An 18858-nucleotide genomic window follows, 5' to 3' on the forward strand; every position below is an offset into this window, starting at 1 on the left:
AGGCGTTTTTAAAACTTATTTTAGGATAAAATTAATCTTTGATCAATTTCACTTCAACTCTTCTGTTGTTAGCTTTACCTTTAGCAGTTTTGTTAGTATCGATTGGTTTAGTTTCACCGAAACCTGTAGATCTCAATCTAGAAGATTCGATTCCGTTTTCAATCAAGAAGTTTTTAACTGCTGCAGCTCTGTTTTCAGAAAGCGTTTGGTTTAACGCGTTAGAACCGTCGCTATCAGTGTGACCTTCAATAGAGAATCTTGAAGTTGGGTATTCTTTAAGGATAGCGTTGATAGCTTCCAATACTGGCATAGTTTCTGGTTTGAAAGTAGCTTTACCGCTGTTGAACAAGATAGTTTTAGCGTAAGCGTTCAATTTGTTAACTTGCTCTTCAGTGATTTCTGGACAACCGTTGTTAGCAACAGTACCTTTCACGTCTGGACATCTGTCATCTTTATCGAAAACTCCGTCACCATCTCTATCTGGCCAAGGGCATCCACCATTTTCTTTTGGACCTTTAGTATCTGGACATTTGTCAACATTGTCAGCAACACCGTCACCGTCTCTGTCTGGACATCCGTTCATAGCTTTAGTACCCGCTTCGTTTGGACAAGCATCATCTTTATCAGCGATTCCGTCACCGTCAGTATCAGGACATCCTTGGAAAGCAGCTAAACCAGCAACATCTGGACAAGCGTCATCTTTGTCTGGAATTCCGTCTCCGTCAGTATCAGGACATCCTTGGAATTGTTTTAGACCAGCGATATCTGGACAAGCGTCATCTTTATCGTAGATTCCGTCACCATCTGTATCTTTTCCTCCAAATTTGAAAGTAAGACCAGCAAAGTGCTGCATGTGAGAAGGAACATCTCCGTTTGGACGTCTCAAGTTTTCGTCGAATGAATGTTTGTAAGTAGATTGAAGTGTAAGACCTACAGTTTCTGTAAACCAGAAAGTCAAACCTAAACCACCATTCACTGTTCCGTAGCTAGCGTCTCCGAAGAAAGTATAACCTCCACCAACGTGAGCATAAGGATCGATAACTTTAGAACCGATTAGGTTCATAAGGCTATATTTGATGATACCATCTACAGCGTAGTACGTCAAATCCCCTGGATTAGTTGATTCAAAAGTGCTTAAAGTACCAGGAACTTTATTCACAAACTTATCAATCTTGTTAATAGACCCTGTAACTCCAAAAGAGAAATCAGAACCTATGTGTCTAGATACATTCAAATAAGAAACTGAAGGCAAGATGTTCCAGTTGTCTTTTGCATTAAAAAAATTCGAAAACTGATCTTCAAATTTCTTAGCTGCACTAAATCTTGTATCTACAGCATTAGCTCCAAAGGAAATAGCCCATGGATTGTCGCTATCCTGTGCAGTGGCATTTAAGCCTACAGCTAACAACATAGCAGCAAAAATTTTGTTTAGATGTTTCATACTTAATTTTATTAGATTACAATACGTTAATTAAGACAAAAGTAATATGTTAAAAGGTAATTACAAAGATTTATGTTAAAAAATTAACTCAAATTTAGTTAAATGTTAATTCAGATTACGTTTAACCTTTTTCCTGCAGTCGTAAATGCCTGAATAGCAGCGTCTAAGTGTTCCTTCGAATGTGCTGCTGAAAGCTGTACTCTTATCCTTGCTTTGTCTTTTGGAACAACTGGAAAGAAAAATCCTATTACATAAATGCCTTCTTTTAACAATTCGTTAGCCATATTTTGTGATAATTTGGCATCATAAAGCATCACGGGAACGATAGCAGAGTCTCCATCGATGATATCAAATCCTGCTTCCTTCATTCCTTTTTTGAAGTAGTTGGTGTTCCATTCTAGCTTATCTCTCAAGACGGTATCTCTTTCTAAAAGCTCAAAAACTTTGATGGAAGCTCCAACAATCGACGGTGCTAACGAGTTTGAAAACAAGTACGGTCTTGAACGCTGGCGCAACAGTTCAATAATTTCTTTTTTTGCTGTCGTATAGCCTCCCATTGCACCGCCCAGGGCTTTTCCTAGGGTTCCGGTAATGATATCGACTCTACCCATAACGCCTTTGGCTTCTAAGGTCCCTTTTCCAGTGGCTCCGATAAATCCTGCGGCATGGCATTCGTCTACCATTACTAGGGCGTCGTATTTGTCTGCGAGGTCGCAAATCTTGTCTAGCGGCGCTACCAATCCGTCCATAGAAAAGACTCCGTCGGTCACGATAATCTTGAAACGATGTCCGGCTTCGTTTGCCTTGATGAGCTGCTGCTCTAGGTCTTCCATGTTGCTGTTTTCATAACGGTAGCGGGCAGCCTTGCACAGACGGACCCCATCGATAATAGAGGCATGGTTTAGGGAATCGGAGATAATGGCGTCGTTTTCGCCAAACAGCGGCTCAAAGACACCGCCGTTGGCATCAAAGGCAGCGGCGTATAGGATCGTGTCTTCCGTTCCGTAGAAATCGGCTATTTTTTTCTCTAGGGTCTTGTGGATGTCTTGGGTACCGCAGATAAAACGAACGGACGACATTCCGAAACCGTGGGTATCTAAAGCATCTTTTGCAGCCTGTACGACTTCTGGGTGCGAAGACAGCCCAAGGTAGTTATTGGCGCAGAAGTTCAGGACGGTTTCTCCTGTTGAGATCGTGATTTCTGCTCCTTGCGGCGAGGTAATTATTCTTTCTTTCTTGAAAATACCATTGTCTTCTATGGTTTGCAATTCCGACTGAAGGTGTTCTTTTATTTTTCCGTACATTTTGGATTTATGATTTTGGATTTATGATTTATGATTTTAGGCTTATCTTACCTTTTGACTTTCGACTTTATAACTTTATGACTTTTGACTTTCTGACTTTCTGACTTTCTGACTTTCTGACTTTCTGACTTTCGACTTCATGTCTTTCTAACTTTACAAATTTACTACATTTACTTCTTCCCCGATATATACGAGCGCTTTTTTGACTACCTGGAAGCCCATTTTCTCGATGGCCTGCTGATAGGCTTCAAGCTGCTGCTGGTATTTTTGGTTGTGCATTCCGGTTTTGTAATCGAGCAGATAGACCTGCTTGTCTTTTGCCATGACCATGCGGTCGGGCTTGATCGGCGTGCCTTCTTTTTGGATGATGGTCTGCTCGTTCATCACTTTGTGGCCTTCAGAGAAATAGTCGGAAAGCTCGGGATGGTTGAGGATATGCAGGATGGTCTGCGTTACTTCTTCTTTCTGCGCTGCGACGATCAGTCCGTTTTCAACGGCCTTGGCTAGGGCGAGCTCTACATCGGAACTGGTTTCTATATAGGATAGTATTTCATGGACTACGTTTCCGTATTCGATGGCTTTCTGCTGGTGCGTTCCCCACATGAGGGATTCGCGCTGGGCAATCTTGATGGCTTTTGGGTCTAGGACGTGCTGTACGAAAGGTACTTTCTGTGCTTCTTCGGTCATCGCATTTTCTGGCGACAGCTTTTCGGGGCTTCCGATTTCGTATTCGAGCTTGTCGACTTCAAAATCGGCGTAGTTCTCTAGGTAGTTGATAAAAAACGTGGCCATGTTGTTCTTTGGCAGCTCTCCTTTTGCCGAAAGGTTCATGCTCGAGATGATATAGAGCTGTTCTTCGGCACGGGTCAGGGCTACGTAAAGTACGTTGACGTTGTCGAGCAGGTCTTCTTGTTTTTTCTGCTGGTAGACAAAGGAGGCTTCTTCTCCAAAGCCTTCGACGGAGCTGTTGTTGTCGATAAGGACACGCGGCAGTTCTGAAATGTTTTCTTCGCTGTCGAGCCAGAGCTTGTCTTTGGGCTTTCGGGAATAGTCTTCTTCGGCAAAGGGCATGATGACTACCGGAAATTCCAGCCCTTTGGATTTGTGGATGGTCATGATGCGCACGGCATTTTTTCCGTCGGGAGAGGGAATGCTGAACTTGTGTCCGTTTTTCTCCCAATAGGAAAGAAAATCGGTGATTCCTGCTTGGTTCTTGATGTCTCTTTCGAGCACCAGGTCTAGGAAATATTGGATGTAGGCATTGTTCTGCTTGAGGTTGATAAATTTAGAAACGATGCTTTCTACGGCTTCATAGAGCGATTTTCTCCTGAGGTTCTGAAACGACAGGGAAATGTCGAATGTGGTGAGCCAGCTTTCGAATTCTTTTTCTTCTCTTTTTTCCATCCCTTGAAAAATAAAGTCGTGGACGGGAAGTTCTTGCTGCACGTATTCGCCTATGTAGTGCAACAGGTAGGCTTTTGCCTCAAGGCTGCTGCTGTTTTTGAGGTAGCGGAGCACGTTCAGTATAAAGATGACTTCGGTAGCATTCTCGATCATCAGGGTTTCTGACGAGAGGATGGGCACGCCTTGCTGCGTCAGGTAGTTGGCAACGGCAATTCCTTGGTCGCGCTTGCGCGTCAGGATGGCAATGTCTTTGTATTCGAAGCCTCGTGCTACCGACTTGCGGATGGCATCTAAGGTAGCCAGTACAAATTGGCGGGTCTTGTCTGGAGCTTCTTCTTCCTCGCCTTCCGCTTTTTCTATCTTGGGAATGAAGGAGATATTGACGTAGCCGCCTGTTTTTGAATTGGGCTTTTGGTGGCTGTGGTTTTCATAGAGGTCTTTGTAATCGGGGTCGGTGAACTGGCCGGAGAGCATCTTGAAAAACTGGTTGTTAAACTGGATGATCTGGGAGTAGCTCCTGAAATTCTTGTCGAGATGCTCGATTCTTTTGTCGGGATTGTTGAACGGATTGTGTTCTTTGCCGAGCTCTATAAATTGTTCTGCCTTTCCGCCGCGCCAGCGGTAGATGGATTGTTTCGGGTCGCCAACAATCATGAGCGAGCCTCTTTCGCCTTCAAGGTCTTCGCTGGAAAGGGCGTTGTCGATGAGCGGAATGAGGTTCTGCCACTGCATTTCGGAAGTGTCCTGAAACTCGTCTATAAAAAAGTGCTTGTATTTTTCGCCCAGCCTTTCGTAGATGAAGGGAGCGGGCTGGTTTTGGATTTCTTTGTGGATGATGGCGTTGAACTCTGAAATGGAAAGGATGTTTTGTTCTTTTTGGATTTTTGTGAGTTCTTGGCTTACGGTATTGAGCAACGACAGGGGCGTAATGTTTTTTAGGAAGGCGCTGTAAAAGGCTATCTTTTCTTGGTTTTTGTATACGCAGCCGAGTATCGAGAGCAGCTCTGGAATTAGGGCTTCGATGGTGTCTTTGTCTTTGGCGGTCTTGTTGATTTTGATGTCGTCTGCTTCGTGGTAGGTCTTGTTTTTGGGATTGAATTTTCTTTCTTTGATGCTTAACAGGTGTTTTGGAAAATAGCCTCCAGAAAAGGATTTTTCGTCTATGCCGGCCGCGGCTATCTTAGACAGGGCTTCTTCGGCCCAGCCTACGCATTGGGTTTCGAGTTCTTTTACGGCTTCCTGGATTTTCTTTTTTATGGCCACGAATTCGGTTATCGTCTTGTCTTGGAAGTGGACGATCTCGTTTCGGTTGTTTTCGTTGAGAAGGAGCCTTCCGGTGTCGAGGATTTCGCGGGTGATGTCCCAGCTTTTGTCATCGTCGGTCTTTTCCATCGTAAAGTCTACAAGGAGCTTGGTCAGGGTTTCTTCTTCTCCGGCTTGGGCAATGATGGCATCTACGGCTTCTGCCAGCAGGTTGTCGGTCTCCAGGGATACGTCGAAGGTGATGGGCAGGCCGAGGTCATGGGCAAAGGCGCGGATGACTTTGTGGGTGAACTTATCTATGGTCGAAATGTCAAAGGAGGCGTAGTTGTGGATGATGTTCTTTATGATCTGCCTGGCCTTTGTTTTTATTGCTATGGGATTGAGGGCGGTTTCTTGCTGTATGGCCAGCATGAGCTCCATGGCTTTGGGACTGGGGTCGTCTTTGGCGAATTCGGAGAGGCTGGTGACGATACGGCTTTTCATCTCGCCTACGGCCTTGTTGGTAAAGGTGATAGCAAGGATGTTCCTGTAGGCGTCGTTTTTGGAAGACATGAGGAGTATCTTCAGGTATTCTTTTACGAGAGTAAAGGTCTTTCCTGAGCCGGCAGAGGCGTCGTATAATGTGAATGCGGTCTTGTGCATTAGGCGATAAACAAATTTGTTTGCAATAGTTAAGGAGCGTTGTTATGGGTCTTATTGTTTTGGTATTGGCTCGTATTGTTTACTTAGCTTATTTTCTGATAGTTGCCGTATTGGCTTTTCACATTTCTTTTGTTTTTTTGGGGTATTATCATTTTCTTTAATGTAATTATAACAAAATAGTATTTCTTATTCCAAAGTTAAATGTTTAATTTTGAATAAAATATTTATTAATCTGAATAAAAATACATACTATGGCTTTTGAATTACCAAAATTACCGTATGCTTATGATGCACTGGAACCTCACATTGATGCTAGAACAATGGAAATTCATCATTCAAAGCACCATAATGCTTACACAACCAACTTGAACGCGGCTATTCAGGGCACTGATCTAGATGGCTTGACTATCGAAAATATCCTTATCAATCTTGACAAAAAGAATGCTGCTGTCCGCAATAACGGGGGCGGGTTCTACAACCACAACTTGTTTTGGAAGGTGATGTCTCCTACTGGCGGCGGACTTCCTAAAGGGGATCTTTTGGATGCTATCGAGAGAGACTTTGGAACTTTTGAGGAGTTCAAGGCTAAGTTTTCTAAGGCGGGCGCTACGCAGTTTGGTTCTGGATGGGCTTGGCTTTGCGTTCACAAGGGCGGCAAGCTAGAGGTTTGCGGCACGCCTAACCAGGATAATCCTTTGATGCCGGATGTGGGCTGCGGCGGTACTCCGATCTTAGGGATGGATGTTTGGGAGCATGCGTATTATTTGAATTACCAAAATAGAAGACCTGACTATATCGAGGCTTTTTTCAATGTGATTAATTGGGAAGAGGTTTCGAGAAGATATGCTTTGGAGAAATAGTATTTTCCCCCTTAAGCGAAAAAGCGTCCTGATTGTTTGGGACGCTTTTTTTTGTGCTTTTCACAGCGCCGTAAAATAAAAAAGGTGGAATTGCTTCCACCCTTTTTGCCCCAAATCTACCATAAACTTAACCTACTAATGCTATGGTTCTCCAAATGTAGTGGTGTGCTTGTTGCCGTGCAACTATTTCTGTTGAACGAATAAAATAATCGATAAAGTGCGGAAATGGGCCTTGACGGGAGTGCCAAACGGCTTGAAAATGGATTCGGAGGGAACACGGCAGGCGTTGCTGCCAAAGGGTTAAAAATAAAAAAGGCGGAATTTCTTCCACCCTTTTTGCCCCAAATCTACCATAAACTTAACCTACTAATGCTATGGTACCCCAAATATACTATATTTTGCGCTAACCGACAAAATTAAATAGACGAACTATTTCATAAAGTCGACCAACTGCAACATCTTGTGTTTTTTTAATAGGCTCTTGAGTCTTTTCCTTCGTAGAAGTTCATAAAAGCCCTGTTGACTACTCTGTTTCCTCCCGGCGTCGGATACTCTCCTGTAAAATACCAGTCGCCTAGGTTTTTTGGACAGGCGGCGTGGAGGTTTTCTACGGTCTGGAAGATGATCTTGACTTCGGCCTTGATGCCTTCTGAACTCAGCATCACGGCAATCTTGTCTGAGATTTCTTGTGGCTGGAACGGGGCATAGATTTCATTGACATAGTTGACTACTTCGCTGTCTTTGAAATTTTCTTGCGCCTTGCATTTGGCATAGACCTGGTCTACGATGTGGTAGAGGTTTCTTTCTTTTAATAGTTCTAAAGCAGCTTGGAAGGCTACGAGTCCTTCGAGCTTGGCCATGTCGATTCCGTAGCAGTCTGGGTAGCGGATCTGCGGTGCGGAGGAAACGATGACGATCTTTTTAGGATTGAGCCTGTCCATCATCTTGATGATGCTTTTCTTGAGCGTAGTTCCTCTTACGATACTGTCGTCAATGATGACGAGGTTGTCGGTCGGCTTGATTACGCCATAGGTCACGTCGTAGACATGGGCTACCAAATCGTCGCGGCTGCTGTCTTCGGTAATGAAGGTACGAAGCTTGGCATCTTTGATGGCTACTTTTTCGGTACGGATCTTTACCTCGAGCAATTGCTGCAGGGTTTCTTTGGTGAGCGTGTTCCTGTTTTCGAGTATGTAGTTGTTTTTTCTCTGGTTAAGAAAATCCTGAGCAGCTTCGACCATTCCGTAAAAGGAGGTTTCTGCCGTGTTCGGGATGTAAGAGAAAACGGTGTTGTCTGTGTCTTGGTCAATAGCGTCTAATACGGCCGGAAGAATCAGCTTTCCTAAATCTTTTCTTTCTTGGTAGATTTCGGCATCGCTACCGCGAGAGAAATAAATCCTTTCGAACGAGCAAGCTTTTTTTACGGTTGGCGTTATGATTTCTTCTTTGGATACTTTTCCGTTTTTCTTGATGATCAGAGCGTGGCCCGGATCGAGTTCTTGTACTTTTTCGAACGGCACGTTGAATACGGTCTGGATAACGGGTCTTTCTGAAGCTACTACGGTAATCTCATCGTCTTCGTAGAAATAGGCCGGACGGATTCCTGCCGGATCTCTAAAGACAAAGGCATCTCCGTGTCCGAATAGTCCTGCCATGGCATACCCGCCGTCCCAGCCTTTTGAGGCCCTGCGGAGTATTTTTGCGACATCGAGGCGTTCTGCAATGACCGGAGAGGCGTCTCTTTTAGAAAAGCCTTCGTTTTTGCAGTCTTGGTACAATCCGGTAACTTCATCGTCTAGAAAATGGCCTATCTTTTCCATTACGGTCACGGTGTCTGCCATTTCTTTAGGGTGCTGCCCGAGTTCTACAAGACTGTCGAAAAGTTCTTTTACGTTGGTCATGTTGAAGTTTCCGGCAACGATAAGGTTCCTGTGCATCCAGTTGTTCTGGCGCAAGAAAGGGTGTACGCTTTCGATGCTGTTTTTTCCGAACGTTCCGTAGCGCACGTGGCCCAGGAAGAGTTCGCCTATGTAGGGTATGTTTTTTTTCTGAAGTTCAACGCTGTCGGCATATTCTGGGTGCTGCGACAGCTCTTCGTTGATGCGGGCATTGATCTGGGCAAAAACGTCTTGGATCGGCTGCGGGTCGTTGGAACGCACGCGGCTGATGTATCTTTCGCCCGGCTCTACATCGAGCTTGATGCTGGCAAATCCGGCTCCATCTTGCCCTCTATTGTGTTGTTTTTCCATGAGGAGGTACATCTTCTGTACTCCGTAAAATGCGGAACCGTATTTTTCTTTGTAGAATTCTAACGGCTTCTTAAGTCTTAAAAGGGCAATACCACACTCGTGTTTTAAAGCGTCGCTCATTGTTGTTGTGTTGTTGTAGTTGTTGTGTTATTAAAGCAATTTTTGTACCGAAGTACTTTTTGTTGAACGATCAGGGGTCGGGCTTCTTTTTTAAGGGCCTTTTCTCTGACAGCTTGTCTGTTCTATGGCGTATACAAGGTGTGTTTATGGATTAAAAAAAGCCCCATCATGAGGCTTCGGTCTTATCCGTTATTTTCTACTACGATATCAAACTGGGTCAGGGCTTTGAATTGCTGCAGCCTTTCGTGCACTGCGGCTTTTTCGAGTCCGACCATTCTTTCTGTCCCGAATTTTTCTACGCAGAATGAAGCGAGGTTGGAACCGTAGATGATTGCGTTTTTCATGTTCTTGAAGGATACGTTTTCGCTTTGCGCGATGAATCCTGCAAAACCGCCTGCAAAGGTATCTCCTGCTCCGGTCGGGTCAAAAACTTCTTCGAGCGGCAGGGCCGGCGCAAAGAAAATTTCTTTTCCGTGGAACAATAGGGCTCCGTGTTCTCCTTTTTTGATGACCACGTATTCTGGCCCCATAGTGTGGATTTTTGCGGCTGCTTTTACTAGAGAGTATTCTCCTGTCAACTGGCGTGCCTCTTCGTCGTTTATGGTAATGACATCAACGCGCTTGATGACGTCTAGCAGTTCTGGAAGCGCACAGTCCATCCAAAAGTTCATGGTGTCTAGCACTACTAATTTCGGCTCTTTTTCCATCTGGTCTAAAACGCTGGCTTGCACTAGCGGGTGCAGGTTACCCAGCATCACGACATCGGCGTCTTTGTACTCTTGCGGTACTTTTGGCTGGAAATCGGCCAATGTATTGAGCTGCGTATCTAGGGTGTCTCTGGAGTTCAGGTCGTTGTGGTAGCGTCCGCTCCAGAAGAAGGTCTTGCCGCCTTTTACGATTTCTAGTCCTGAGATATCGATGTTTCTGTCTTTTAATAGATCTAAATATTCTTGAGGGAAGTCGTCGCCCACAACAGAAACTATGGCAGATTTAAGGTTGAAGAATGAGGCAGACAATCCGATGTATGTCGCGGCACCGCCTAAAATCTTATCTGTCTTTCCGAAAGGGGTTTCTATAGCGTCGAAAGCTACCGTTCCAACAATCAATAATTTATTCATCTTTAGATTTTCGAATTAAGGCGCAAAGATACTTTATAACTTGCAAACTTGCAACGCCCGTGCTTCACAAAGTTTTATTAAGATAGCCGCTTGTATTTTAGCTACTTATGACTACTGCATTCTTTAGCAAGCGCCCGAATTGTCAGGAAGCCGAAACACCGTATCGCCACAATTTGGTTTTCGCTGTCCTTGACATGGACTCTACATGGACTATCTATGGAGTATCCGTGGAGTATCTATGGAGTAACGGTATAGCAAGCCGTAAAAAACCACTTTATGATTATTAGAATATTTTCTATTAAATACTATTTCATAAATCGCTTTATTTACAGCTATTTTGACTTAAATCTTCTTTTTATATGAAAATAATATTATAATTATTTGGATTATATTCTTATATTTTATACGTTTGTCTTCTAACATTTAATTTATTTTATCATGGCAAAACAAGATGGGATCTTAAAGATCGAGGGTACGTTAGAGAGCCTAACGTTTTACAAAAGCACGGACGGATACCGCGTGCGCAAGAAAGGCGGCGTAAGCCGCAACAGGATCTTGCATGATCCTGCTTTTATCCGAACACGCGAGAATGTTTCGGAATTTGGGGAATGTGCCACGGCAGGAAAGTTATTCCGCCAGGCTGCAGGCAGCTTGATTTCTAGAGCGAAAGACGGCAAGCTTACGAGCCGCCTGACCAGCGTGCTCTCTAAGGTGAAAAACAACGACTTAGTGTCGCCGCGCGGACAGCGCAGCGTAGCGAAGGGATTGGAAACCGCACAGGGAAAATCGTTGCTAAAGGGGTTTGACTTTAACGGCAAGGCCACTATGGACAGCGTGCTGCGTTCGGACAAAGCGCTGGATACGGCCACTGGCGCCATCAGCTTTAGCGGCTTTAAAGCGTCTGAGCATTTGAGCAGCCCGAGCGGCGCTACGCATTATTCGATGCAGGCAGCCGTGCTGCAGATCGACCTGGACGGCAAGACGTATGGCCTTTCTGCCAGCGAGATCCAGAACGCGGCGCTGGCACCAGAAGCGGCTAATTTTTCGCTGGAGCCGCCGGGCCTGCCTGCGGGCAATGGCGTGCTGCTCTACCTGCTGCTGATTGAGTTTTTTCAAGAGGTCAACGGGGTGCAGTATCCGTTAAAAAACGGGTCGCATAATGTGCTGCACGTACTGGAAACGGCCTAGCCTTTAGGACATTGTTTTTAAAAGCCCCTGCTAGCAGGGGCTTTTTCTGGCATCCCTTTTCGTTTCACTTTTACTTATTTATTCTTTTTCTATATTTTTTCTTATCATTTGTTATATAATTCTATCATAAATTTATTTCTTTGCCGTTATATTAAAGACGATTTAACAAGCCATAACTTAATAAAAGACAAGCACATGACCCTCCTCCAACCCTCCAAGGCGCGCCTTTTGGCCGCGCTGTGCTGCATCCTGCTCTCGGCAGGCGCTCTCTATGCCCAGAATCCTGAAATCAAAAGCGAGATGCCCACGATACTTCCCCCGTCTCCGACCGCGGCGGCGCTGATGAAATTCGAGGAAGTGCCGGTAGACAACTATACCGGAACGCCGGATATCAGCATCCCGATATTCAGCACGCCGACCCGCTCGAAAGACATCGGCCTGGATATCTCGCTGAAATACCACCCCGCTTCTGCCGCCGCCAGCGAGACTGCCAGCGATGCCGGCCTCGGGTGGAGCCTGTTTGTGGGCGGGACCGTGTCCCGTACCGTACGCGGCATCCCGGACGAATACCTGGTTATCGGAAAAAAATCGGGCATCTACCGTACCGAGGCTTCGGGCAATCCGTTCCCGAATCCGTATTATGAGCTGATCGGGCGTACCGGACAGCCTTCTTCTGACGGCACTAAATGGAACGAGTTTTTCTGGAACGCGCAGGAAAAGGGCATCTACGATACCGAGCACGACCTGTGGCAGTTCAACTTCATGGGCCATTCGGGAAGGTTTATCATCCGAAAGAATGCCTCGGGGCAGCTGGAAGCCGCGATACAGGACCTGTCCAGCAACCTGAAGATCGTCAATACGTATGACACGGGCACCTTTGCGCCTACGGGATTTACCATCTATGATGACAAGGGATACAGGTATGTATTTGATATTGCCGAGATGACGCAGAGCTCTACGGCCAATACCGCCACTTACTACGGGGTAGCCGACGAGACCTTGGACAGCACCCAGCCTACCGTGAGCTATATCAGCGCCTTCCAGCTGCGCCAGATAGTGGACAACAACAACCAGCCCGTCATCACCTACAACTATAACGACTCCAGCAAGCCTATGGAAGAGGTATCTGTCAGCATCAGCCATACGACTGCTACGATGGTAGACACCAATCCTTCCGATATCATCAACAGTTTTATAGGCCAGTCCGATTTTTCGATGCAGAACCAGAACAAAAAGCTGGAGCCGCGGGAAAACATCTCGACCGCAACCCAGCGGACGCTCAGCAAGAAGGTACAGCGCATCGACGTAGACGGCATGGCCAGGATCTATCTGGACTACCAGAAAGGCAGGCTCGACCAGAGCGCCTCGGCCAGTGCCTACCGTATCAGGAGCATCAGGACCAAGACATGGGCCAATGACAGCATCAAAAAAATCGAGCTGTTCCACAGTTATGAGGCCACCCTGGTCAGCAACACCCGCATGTTTCTGGACAGCGTTGTAGAAAGCAACTTCAAGGACGCCCAAAAACAGACCTATAGGCTGTCCTACAAGCAGGGATATCCGGGATACGGCACTTTCGGAAAAGACCTGTGGGGCTATTTCACGCTGATTCCTGACGGGATTGCAGGCGCAGGCTACAGGGAGACCAGCCCTGCCTACTGCACCTATGACATCCTGCAGAAGATGAGCCTTCCTACAGGAGGGTCTCTATTGTTCGATTTTGAATCGAACGAATATTCTTATATAGGCGATACGCCGGTAACCGATTTCAGCGGCAACCCGCTGAACTGGACCGCACAGTCTGCACAGAAGGTATTGACCGTAATCGATGTAAAGCAGGCCTTCTTTACGATTGCGACGGCACAGCAGGTCATATTCGACACCTATGTTACTACTCCCGATCCGATCTCGGACTGGAGGTTCAGGCTATTCAATGCTTCCAACCAAGAAGTCGCCATGTTGAGCTATGTGCCTATGGAAAACGAGCCTCCTCCGACCGCATTTGCGGTCTATCTTCCCGCTGGGACCTATAGCGTCAATTTCAGCAGCGTCGATGATAATTTCAGGACTCCTTTTACTGCAGACATCACGGCCCATTATAAGATAAGTTCTGGAGCCAACAAGCAGTACCTGTTCGGTGGAGGCGTCAGGATAGGCCGTATCGGCTTTTTTACCGAAGGCAACGTGCCCCAGAATTATTACGACAGCCCGACAGGATTTACTCCTGCCAAAGAGAAAAAATACAATTACCGCTCGTTTGCGCAGTCGGCCAAGAGCAGCGGATCGCTGGCCTTTGGCGTGCCCTTGTTTGACTATACGCACCAGAAGACCCATTTTATCGAATTTACCTGTGCTCACGGCGGAAATCCCTGTATCGAATATGAGCTCCCTATCCTCTACCGCTATTTTACGGACTTTAACAGCCTGCAGGCACAGCGTACCAAGGGCTCTGATATAGGCTACCAGAATACGACCGTGAGCGAGACCGGCAACGGAAGGACGGAATACACCTATATCTCGCCGATCGACGTACCCGAAGATGAGGAAGCGTATAGCATTACCTATCCTTTCTTTCCGAGCGAAAACCTCGACCACAGGCGCGGCCAGCTGAGCAAGGAAGAGGTCTTTGACAATGCCTCCAAGATACTCGCGCGTACGGAATATGCCTACGAGACGGTGGACGAGGCGCACGACAGGACACTTATCGGCATACGCCCGTTTTATAGCGGGGCCGGATGCCCGACCAGCTTTAAGTTCAGCACCTACGACAATTACTTATATTGGATGCAGCAGTGTACAATCGCTCCTTATGGGCAGTGCTTGTGGATCTGCGGCCCGTCCTCCAGCTTTATCGGCTATAAGGCCATCCATGAGGCCTATGGCTGGACAAAGCTTATCGGGAAGACTACCAAGCAATTTTTCGGTACGGCATCCACCGAGGTAAAAACGGCTGAAAGCTATTCGTACAATGCACTAAACAAGAAGATCGACTCGCTGACGACAACCCTTAGGACGGGTGAAGTTCTGAAGACTGATTTCTTTTACCATACCGGCAACTCGCCCTACTCGCAGAACCGCATCTCGGAAATCGAAAGGATCGACAGCTACCGCAACTCTGAGCTGCTCTCCAGCACCAAGATAGGCTATTCCAACTCCTTTGCCGGAAACGCTTCCTGGCTGCCGCAGACCGTGCAGGCTTCCAAGGGCGCGAATGCGCTGGAAACCAAGATACGCTATAACAGCTATGACGCGTACGGCCATCCGCTGGAGGTGCAGCAGGAAAACGGAATGAAGGTATCCTACGTGTGGGGCTACAATAAGACCCAGCCGGTAGCCAAGATCGACGACATGGCCTATGCCTCGTTGCCTGCAGGGCTTATAACAGCTGTACAGAATGCCTCCAATGCCGTGCCTTATGACAATTCCGCTGAGGCTTCCCTGCTCTCGGCACTGGAAGACCTGCGTATTGCCGCAACAGCTTCAGGAGGACAGATGACCGGCTATGCCTTCAGGCCGCTTGTGGGGGTATCGGCCGTAATCGACCCGAAGGGCGACCGAGCCTACTACGGCTACGACGGCTTCGGCAGGCTCGCGTCGGCCAAAGACCGCAACGGCAAGCTGCTTTCCGAAAACAAGTACCATTACAGGACATCGCTTACCGACCAAAACTATATCGAGACAGCCACCTATAAGATCGAGACGGCCTCAAGCCTGCCTATGCCCACAGCGGCACAGGCCATACAGAGCATTGCCTATTTTGACGGGCTGGGGAGGCCGATACAGCAGCGCGCCCACCGACAGTCGGGTACCGGCAAGGACCTAGTGACGCCTATCGTCTACGATGCGCTCGGAAGGCAGGCCAAGGAATACCTGCCCTACCCGACCACGTCTGCCTCGCTGGCCTATGATAGCAATGCGGAGAATGCAGCCCTGTCCTACTATGCCAGCGTGCCTTCGCCTGCCGTGGGAGGATTCGAGACGACTGCCAACCCGTTCAGCGAGAAGCTCTTCGAGGCGTCTCCGCTGAACCGCGTGCTAAAGCAGGCCGCGCCCGGCGATGCCTGGGCCATGGGATTGGGGCATGAGGTAACGACGGACTATCTGGCCAATGCTACCGACGAGGTAAAATATTATAAAGCATTGGCTGGAACCCTAACCAACGGCTATTATCCGGCTACGCTCTCGCAGCAGGGCAATTACACCATCGGAGAGCTCTACAAGACCGTCACCAAGGACGAGAACTGGGCGCCGGCTTCCGGCAACAGCCATACGGTGCAGGAATTCAAGGACAAGGAAGGAAGGGTCGTATTGAAGCGCACCTTCGGCTCTTCCATCGTCAACGGCAATCCGAGCGAGGGCTGGCACGACACCTATTATGTATACGACCCCTTCGGCAACCTGAGCTTTGTGCTGCCCCCATTATCTGACGGCAGCGGCAGCACGCAGGATCTTGACGGGCTGTGCTACCAGTACCGCTACGACAAGCGCAACAGGCTCGTAGAAAAGAAACTGCCTGGCAAGGACTGGGAGCTTATCGTGTATGACAATTTAGACCGCGTCATCGCTACAGGCCCGGCGCTCTCGCCTTTCAGCAACCTGACGGGCACGGGATGGCTCTTTACCAAATACGATGCCTTCAATCGTGTTGCCTATACCGGATGGATGCCGGCCACCGTGACCAGTGCCGAACGTGCCACCCTGCAGGCGGCTCGCGATGCACAGGTCAGCAACCTGAGCGAGGCCAAATCGGCCTCAAGCACGAGGGTAAACGGGGTGGCCTTCCGCTATACCAACACGGCATGGCCTACGGGAACGGGATGGCATGTGCTCACCGTGAGCTATTATGACGATTACGACTATATTGCGGCTCCTGCTTCTTTTTCTGATGTAGAAGGGCAGGCCGTCTACTATAACCTTACCGTAAAGCCTACAGGACTGCCGACGGGAACCTGGACCAGGATACTGGAAACATCTGCGCTGGTAAAAGGAGAGACTTCCTATATGCTCTATGACCACAAGGCACGGCCGATCCGCACATGGACCGACAACTACCTCGGCGGCTATACACAGGCCGACAGCAAGCTCGACTTTTCCGGAAAGACGCTCTATACCGTGGCTACGCACAGAAGGGCGGTAACAGGCGCCGTGATGACCGTACGCGAGGATTTTACGTATAGCGACCAGGACCGACTGCTTACCCATACGCACACGATCAACAGCAACCCTACCGAGCTGCTGGCCAAGAACGAGTATGACGAGCGCGGGCAGCTGGTTTCCAAAAAAGTCGGCGGTGCCGACCTGACCGGGAATGCTGCCTTCCAGAAAGTCGACTATGCCTATACCGTACGCGGGTGGCTCAAGGCCATCAACGATACCGGCTCGCTTACCCAGGCCGGGGCGCCGCTGGACCTGTTCTCCTTCAAGATCAACTACGGACAGGTCGAAAACACCACCGGCTATGAGGTAAAGCCCCTGTATAACGGCAACATCGCGGAGACCTTCTGGAAGACGGCAAGCGACAGCCACCTGAGAAGCTACGATTATGCCTACGATGCCCTGAACCGCCTGAACAGGGCCTTCTACCAGAAGAACGGGCAGGCCACGCATTCGTATAACGAGGACATCCTGTATGACAAGAACGGGAACATCCGATCGCTGAACCGAAACGGGGGCAGCGACTCGCATATCGCCGCACAGGGCATCGACGTGCTCTCCTATACCTACGATACGCAGAAGCCGAACCAGCTGCGCAAGGTACTCGATACTTACAACAGCCCGCAGGGCTTTGACGACGACAGCGACGGAATCACGGATCCTGATGATGACTATGCCTATGACGGCTTCGGGAACCTGACTTCCGACCAGAACAAGGGCATCACATCCATCACCTATAACCACCTGAACCTGCCTGTAAAAATCGTATTCGGCTCGCCATCTTGGAAAATTGAGTATCTTTATGCCGCAGACGGAAGGAAGGTACGCAAGGACGCTCCGTATCTGGACGGCTCAGCCGTAGGGGGAATCAGCACGATGTCTATGGACTATCTCGGCGGATTCCATTACCAGGGCACGACGCTGAAGTTTTTCCCTACCACCGAAGGCTATGTGCAGAAGACCGGAACCCAGTACAGCTACGTATACAACTATACGGACCATCTGGGAAATATCCGGCTGAGCTATGCGCAGGATCCGGAAAATCCGAACGTTCTTAAGATCATCGAGGAAAGCCACTACTATCCGTTCGGGCTCAAGCATGCCAATTATAACTCGGACCAGCTCGGCTTTAGGGAGAAGGACCCGGGACCGGGACTTGTGCTGATGGCTGCCGCAGCTCCTGTCAATCCGGGGCCGCAGTTTGTGTATAATTATAAGTACAACGGCAAGGAGTTCCAGGACGAGCTGGGGCTTAACCTTTACGATTATGGAGCTAGGAATTATGACCCTGCAATTGGCAGGTGGCAAACAATGGATAACTTATCTGAATTATATTTTGATAAATCATCTTATGTATATGCTTTAAACACACCTGTCCAAGCTATCGACCCTGATGGGAATGTAGTTATATTTATAAATGGACAGCATACTGGTGATGGTGGAAAATCTGACTATTGGAGACATAGTACAGTAGAAGAAAAATATTATCCTAGCGCATATGGATATATGAGAAGTGTCCAAACTGTATCACATCAATTCGATTCAGAGGTAATGTCGCAATTGGGTGATAGGAATGCACTTTATAAGGATGGAGCGATGGGAGGATTTAATAATACTCTTTGGGAAACAAATCAATCTAGAATAAATCTTTCAAGTGCGAACAGGATACAGGGAGGCTATGACCAAGGAAAAAAAGATGCAAAGTCAATAATTGCTAATCTTGCAAGAGATAAAACTACAGGTGAAATTGTGGAAACCATTAAAATCATTACACATAGTATGGGAGGTTCTTATGGTAAAGGATATGTTAAAGCCCTTAAGGAATATATAAAAACTCTTCCCAAAGAGCAACAAGCGCAAGTTAAAATTACTTTAGTTGCAGATTTTGACCCATTCCAAGCTGGCAGTCTAAAAGCTGATAAGGATATTTTCACTCAACAATTCACCCATTTAGGTAATTTGGCTGAGCAAAAACAAGAAGGTGTTGATGATTATTATGAAGAAAAAGGTGACCATAGTATTACAACTTTTTTTAGCAGTATTAGCAATCTTCAAGAAGGCACTTATAAATGGAATGGTTCAGAATGGCAATGTACAACTTGTAAATAAAAAACA

Annotated in this window: 9 protein-coding genes; 3 read left to right on the top strand and 6 right to left on the bottom strand. The window is 47.5% G+C overall.

Annotation, left to right across the window (positions count from 1 at the left end):
• Window positions 1-31: 31 nt before the first annotated feature.
• The 3 genes from OLM56_RS02640 to OLM56_RS02650 form a co-directional block, all read right to left on the bottom strand.
• Window positions 32-1441 carry an OmpA family protein gene (locus OLM56_RS02640; protein ID WP_121375519.1) on the bottom strand — a complete coding sequence of 470 codons (1410 nt, stop codon included), beginning with the start codon at window positions 1439-1441 and terminating at the stop codon, window positions 32-34.
• Window positions 1442-1551: 110 nt separating this feature from the next.
• Window positions 1552-2745, bottom strand: a complete 1194-nt coding sequence (kbl, locus tag OLM56_RS02645; RefSeq protein ID WP_264528221.1) for a glycine C-acetyltransferase — start codon at window positions 2743-2745, stop codon at window positions 1552-1554.
• Between the two features lie 153 nt (window positions 2746-2898).
• Window positions 2899-6054 (bottom strand): UvrD-helicase domain-containing protein, encoded by a 3156-nt coding sequence (locus OLM56_RS02650; RefSeq protein ID WP_264528222.1) that lies wholly within the window; start codon window positions 6052-6054, stop codon window positions 2899-2901.
• A 251-nt stretch (window positions 6055-6305) separates the two neighbouring features.
• Between OLM56_RS02650 and OLM56_RS02655 the strand changes: the two genes are divergently transcribed.
• A complete protein-coding gene (locus OLM56_RS02655) occupies window positions 6306-6914 on the top strand; it encodes a superoxide dismutase (protein ID WP_121375522.1) in 609 nt (202 codons plus the stop codon).
• A gap of 470 nt (window positions 6915-7384) precedes the next feature.
• Here the strand turns inward: OLM56_RS02655 and OLM56_RS02660 are convergent, their stop codons facing one another.
• On the bottom strand, window positions 7385-9283 hold the full coding sequence (locus OLM56_RS02660) for an amidophosphoribosyltransferase (RefSeq protein WP_121375523.1): 1899 nt from the start codon (window positions 9281-9283) through the stop codon (window positions 7385-7387).
• A 182-nt stretch (window positions 9284-9465) separates the two neighbouring features.
• On the bottom strand, window positions 9466-10401 hold the full coding sequence (locus OLM56_RS02665) for a PfkB family carbohydrate kinase (protein WP_264528223.1): 936 nt from the start codon (window positions 10399-10401) through the stop codon (window positions 9466-9468).
• A gap of 438 nt (window positions 10402-10839) precedes the next feature.
• On the opposite strand from OLM56_RS02665, the gene OLM56_RS02670 reads away from it, so the two are divergent.
• A complete protein-coding gene (locus tag OLM56_RS02670) occupies window positions 10840-11589 on the top strand; it encodes a hypothetical protein (protein WP_264528224.1) in 750 nt (249 codons plus the stop codon).
• A 177-nt stretch (window positions 11590-11766) separates the two neighbouring features.
• Here OLM56_RS02670 and OLM56_RS02675 read toward each other — a convergent pair whose 3' ends face one another.
• Window positions 11767-13113 carry a hypothetical protein gene (locus OLM56_RS02675; RefSeq protein WP_264528225.1) on the bottom strand — a complete coding sequence of 449 codons (1347 nt, stop codon included), beginning with the start codon at window positions 13111-13113 and terminating at the stop codon, window positions 11767-11769.
• Between OLM56_RS02675 and OLM56_RS02680 the strand changes: the two genes are divergently transcribed.
• Window positions 13069-18852 carry a DUF6443 domain-containing protein gene (locus OLM56_RS02680; protein ID WP_264528226.1) on the top strand — a complete coding sequence of 1928 codons (5784 nt, stop codon included), beginning with the start codon at window positions 13069-13071 and terminating at the stop codon, window positions 18850-18852. The two genes, OLM56_RS02675 and OLM56_RS02680, sit on opposite strands and share 45 nt — an antisense overlap.
• The last annotated feature ends 6 nt before the right edge of the window (window positions 18853-18858 follow it).

The organism is Flavobacterium sp. N2550 (genome assembly GCF_025947265.1).
GTDB classification, from domain to species: domain Bacteria; phylum Bacteroidota; class Bacteroidia; order Flavobacteriales; family Flavobacteriaceae; genus Flavobacterium; species Flavobacterium endophyticum.